General features: G+C 40.7%; 5 protein-coding genes and 4 tRNA genes. 8 read left to right on the top strand and 1 reads right to left on the bottom strand.

The window, feature by feature from the left end:
- A partial coding sequence (locus RM556_RS17160; protein WP_311375191.1) for a hypothetical protein occupies window positions 1-194 on the top strand: 194 nt, incomplete at its 5' end.
- A gap of 61 nt (window positions 195-255) precedes the next feature.
- On the opposite strand, the gene RM556_RS17155 is transcribed toward RM556_RS17160, so the two are convergent.
- A complete protein-coding gene (locus tag RM556_RS17155) occupies window positions 256-705 on the bottom strand; it encodes a DUF3010 family protein (RefSeq protein WP_311363136.1) in 450 nt (149 codons plus the stop codon).
- A gap of 181 nt (window positions 706-886) precedes the next feature.
- Here RM556_RS17155 and murB point away from each other — a divergent pair, with 181 nt between their 5' ends.
- The 7 genes from murB to RM556_RS17120 all read left to right on the top strand — a co-directional run bounded on the left by murB (window position 887) and on the right by RM556_RS17120 (window position 4,056).
- Complete coding sequence (gene murB / locus RM556_RS17150) at window positions 887-1,885, top strand: UDP-N-acetylmuramate dehydrogenase (RefSeq protein WP_311375190.1); 999 nt, start codon at window positions 887-889, stop codon at window positions 1,883-1,885.
- Entirely contained in the window at window positions 1,882-2,856 is a 975-nt protein-coding gene (gene birA / locus RM556_RS17145) for a bifunctional biotin--[acetyl-CoA-carboxylase] ligase/biotin operon repressor BirA (RefSeq protein WP_311375189.1), read from the top strand. Before murB ends, birA begins: the two co-directional genes overlap by 4 nt.
- Complete coding sequence (locus RM556_RS17140) at window positions 2,840-3,568, top strand: type III pantothenate kinase (RefSeq protein ID WP_311363133.1); 729 nt, start codon at window positions 2,840-2,842, stop codon at window positions 3,566-3,568. The genes birA and RM556_RS17140 overlap by 17 nt, the downstream gene beginning before the upstream one ends.
- Before the next feature lie 127 nt (window positions 3,569-3,695).
- Window positions 3,696-3,771, top strand: a tRNA-Thr gene (locus tag RM556_RS17135).
- Between the two features lie 8 nt (window positions 3,772-3,779).
- Window positions 3,780-3,864 (top strand) — tRNA-Tyr (locus RM556_RS17130).
- Window positions 3,865-3,897: 33 nt separating this feature from the next.
- A tRNA-Gly gene (locus RM556_RS17125) sits at window positions 3,898-3,972 on the top strand.
- Between the two features lie 8 nt (window positions 3,973-3,980).
- Window positions 3,981-4,056: transfer RNA gene (locus RM556_RS17120), tRNA-Thr, on the top strand.
- Window positions 4,057-4,132: the final 76 nt, after the last annotated feature.

Below are 4,132 nucleotides of genomic sequence, written 5' to 3'. Positions count from 1 at the left end.
ATGCCCGCGATAAACCAAAAAGAAAAAAGGGGTCAGAGTTAATTAAAAAGGGGGTCAGAGTGAATTATTTATCATTTAGCGTTGAGCAGGCCCTCACCAATATAAACACGCTTGTCGGCATCCTGCCCACTCCCAAACGGCATCCTGCCCGCTTCCAAACGGCATCCCTGCCGTTTGAAGGTTTATATTGGTGAGCGCCTACTCAAAGCCAGAAAAATAAATTCACTCTGACCCCTTTTTCTTGCCTTAATTAACTTAAGCTTCGGGTTGTGGAGGATACTGTATATTCATATGTTTTGCGTATGCTACAGTAAAGGCCTGCTCCTGAAATATTTTCAATCCTGTTTCAGAAAAATCAACAGAAACTGGATTGCGTTTTATCGATTCTTTTTGTTCTTGCGGAGACATTGTGTGTACATCTAAACCATCGATTAGTTGGATAGCCGCTTCCATTTTGAAACCAAGCGCACCGCCTGCAAATTTTCCTTTAAGAGGACGGTCTTTAATAACCACAGACTCGACTTTATAGTCAGCCATAAGTTTGGCAAACGTTGATTGAAAATAACGAATGTCACCTGTATTGTTGCGCTTATCAAACTCCACCTTACGGACTCTGCAGTCAGGTAGCGTAAAAAGACCATCGTTATAATCGAGTATACAAACAATAGCCTCAGAACCTTTTATTTCAACACCACAAATTTTCATTTCAATTTCTCTTATTCAGTTTTCTTTATTGTAACGCATTTAGACGAGCAAAAAAGATCAACTATCGTACAAGGTGAAGTTAATTTCCCGTTCATCGATTACATAATAATAGTCGCTTACAACAAGTGATTCTTGTTATTATAAAACACATAACCTTTAGACGCTTCGGAACTCTGGTAAATTGACCTCACTGAAACATAGTCACACATTTGGCTTAAATGCCTCTTGTGAGAAAATTCACTACATCGACTCTATTGAAGCACTGAAATTGCATTATCAGAGAAGTGATAGGCAGGCTGAATATATCTTAGGTGAAGGTAGTAATACGATTTTCTTAGATGACTTCGAAGGCGACGTCGTTTTAAATCAACTCAAGGGTAAAGCCCATCAGGAAAACGAAAACAGTCATAATCTGTCTGTAGGCTCAGGTGAAAATTGGCATGATCTTGTGTCTTGGACCTTAGCCCAAAAAATATATGGCTTTGAAAACCTCGCTTTAATACCCGGTACGGTAGGAGGTGCTCCGATACAAAATATTGGGGCTTACGGCGTCGAGATTGCTCAGTTTATTACTAGTGTCGAGTTCTATGACATTGATGAGAATAGAATGAAACTCATTAAAAACGAAGAATGTCGATTTGGGTATCGAGATAGTATTTTTAAGCATGAGCTTTTCAATCGTTGCTTTATTACCGCGGTTAATTTTTTACTACCAAAAAAACACACAGTAAATGCCACTTATGCGCCACTAGACACACTCATCAAACCGTGTCCTGAAGAGATATACACGAAAGTGATTGAAGTTCGTAAAAGTAAACTCCCTGATCCAAAGGTTCAGGGTAACGCAGGAAGTTTCTTCAAAAATCCGGTAATTAGTAAAGAAAAATTGAAGTCTTTACTGGCTACACACTCAAAAATACCGTACTTTGAAGTTAACGATAGTGCCGTTAAAGTCCCGGCTGCATGGTTAATTGACCAACTTGGCTTTAAAGGAAAAGAATATCGAGGGGTACGATGTCACGACAAACAACCTCTTGTACTTGTTAACTCAGGTAATGGCGATGGAGAAGGATTACTCATGCTAGCCAGAGAAATAACTCAAAAAGTAACCCAGGCATTCGATATCAAACTTGAGAACGAAGTCAGATTGGTAGGACGACAAGGATTAGTCACATTATGAGAAAAGCAGCAGCACTCACTCGCAGTAAAATTATACAGGTCCTCGCATCTGGTGAATTTCATTCTGGAGAGGACTTAGGAGAGCTTACAGGGATTAGTAGAAGTGCAGTTGCTAATCACATCAAATACCTAGCTGACATTGGTTTAGACATCTTCAGCGTAAAGGGGCGTGGCTACAGGCTTGCGAACCCAATCCAGTTGTTGAATAAAGACAGTATATTGTCTCTCATCGGCCATAAGCATCAAGAGAATATTGATGTATTCACTATCATTGACTCTACGAACACCTTTATTAAACAAAATCTACAAGCCCTTCCTCAGGGCTACATGTGCCTAGCAGAAGCACAAACCAGTGGAAGAGGTAGAAGGGGTAAAACTTGGGTCTCACCCTTCGGGTCTAGTATCTATATGTCTATGGCGTGGACGTTCTCCGGCGGTTATCAATCTATGGTAGGTTTGTCTTTGTTAGTTGGCATTGGTATTAATCGGGTTATGCAAAAATTGGGCATTCATGATTGTAAGTTAAAGTGGCCAAATGACGTTTACCACAATAACAAGAAGCTAGCAGGGATACTGATAGAGGTAGAGGGGCAAGTTGGTTCCGATGCGAACGCAATCATCGGAATAGGAGTCAATGTTGATTTACCAAAGAACATTTCCGGTATTGATCAACCTTTTACAGATATAAAAGAAATTCTGAATCGCTCGCTCGACAGAAATGAACTAATAGCGATGCTATTTAGCACGCTTACCGAGATGCTAAAGGAGTTTGAATCAAGCGGATTACGACCATTTATGGAAGAGTGGAAGAAAGCTGACTTGTTTTATAATCAATATGTATATTTAGTGTCGGGTAACAATCAAATTCACGGTGTGAGCAAAGGTATCAATGAAAGTGGTGCGTTACTACTCGAGAACTCAGGGGGCATCACTCCTCACCATGGTGGAGAAATAAGTGTCCGGAAGTTATAACTTACTGATTGATATTGGTAATTCATGTATTAAGTTTCGCAAATATGACAAAGGCTCACAGTTGTCTTCTCGCGCAGAGACCGCTAGTTCGCCCGAAGAACTCAAACAACATATAGAACTAGCCGAGAAAATATATCTTTCCTGTGTCGGTCGTCGCAGTTTGGTTGACGATATTAATAAAATAGCGACATCTAATAAGGTCGAAGTCATTGAGGCTCGCACACAAGCTGCGCAGTTCGGTCTTAGCAATGCTTATTCAGTTACCTCTAATATGGGCGTAGATCGTTGGTTAGCCATGTTAGCTGCCAACACTAAATCTAAACTAAAGTCTTTTATTGTCGTGGATGTTGGTACGGCGATTACTGTTGATGCTGTTGCAGATGGTCAACATTTGGGTGGATGGATCGCCCCCGGGTTTCGTTTACTGAGAGATTCATTGTTTAAGAATACACAAAATGTATTCGGAAAAGATGAAGAAATCAGTGAAATAGATTTCCAAAAAGACACACCCGAATGTGTTGAAGCGGGATGCAAAGCTCAAATTGTTGGACTATTACATACCGCAATTTTCACTTTATCGAAAAAAAATCAAGATTTTGACATTTTTATTACCGGCGGAAATAGAAATATACTCAAACAAGAAGATTTTGCTTACCCTCTTTTCTTTCATGAAAACTTAGTCTTAGATGGATTAACCTTGTTTGTTGATTAAAAATCAGCAATATTTTGCTTTAAAAAAAGGCATATTAAAAAAAAGTGCAAAAAAAGGTGTTTTTTTCTCAATTAGGTATTGCCACATGCCGATCATTTCTTTAATATGCGCACCCACTTGATGCAGTGCCGACTTAGCTCAGTTGGTAGAGCAACTGACTTGTAATCAGTAGGTCACCAGTTCGACTCCGGTAGTCGGCACCATCAATCTCGGAGGGGTACCCAAGCGGTCAACGGGAGCAGACTGTAAATCTGCCGGCTCAGCCTTCGCAGGTTCGAATCCTGCCCCCTCCACCACTTTCTCTGGAAGTGGGATCGAGAATTAGGAACGCGGGCATCGTATAATGGCTATTACCTCAGCCTTCCAAGCTGATGATGCGGGTTCGATTCCCGCTGCCCGCTCCATTAACGTTGCTGATATGGCTCAGTTGGTAGAGCGCACCCTTGGTAAGGGTGAGGTCGGCAGTTCGAATCTGCCTATCAGCACCATCTCCTAGTTTCCAATCTCACTTCTTAGAAATAATTTTTTTATACGTTGCTGGGAATATTTAAAATGGCAAAGCAA

The sequence above is a fragment of the Alteromonas sp. W364 genome (assembly GCF_031846205.1).
GTDB lineage: Bacteria > Pseudomonadota > Gammaproteobacteria > Enterobacterales > Alteromonadaceae > Glaciecola > Glaciecola blandensis.
Note: the sequence above shows the minus strand (reverse complement) of the source record. Positions and strands in the feature narration are given on the sequence as shown.

Excerpts from the sequence above, each read along its gene's own strand:
- RM556_RS17155 (WP_311363136.1), bottom strand. The coding sequence starts at position 705 with ATGAAAATTTGTGGTGTTGAAATAAAAGGTTCTGAGGCTATTGTTTGT.
- birA (WP_311375189.1), top strand. The coding sequence starts at position 1,882 with ATGAGAAAAGCAGCAGCACTCACTCGCAGTAAAATTATACAGGTCCTC.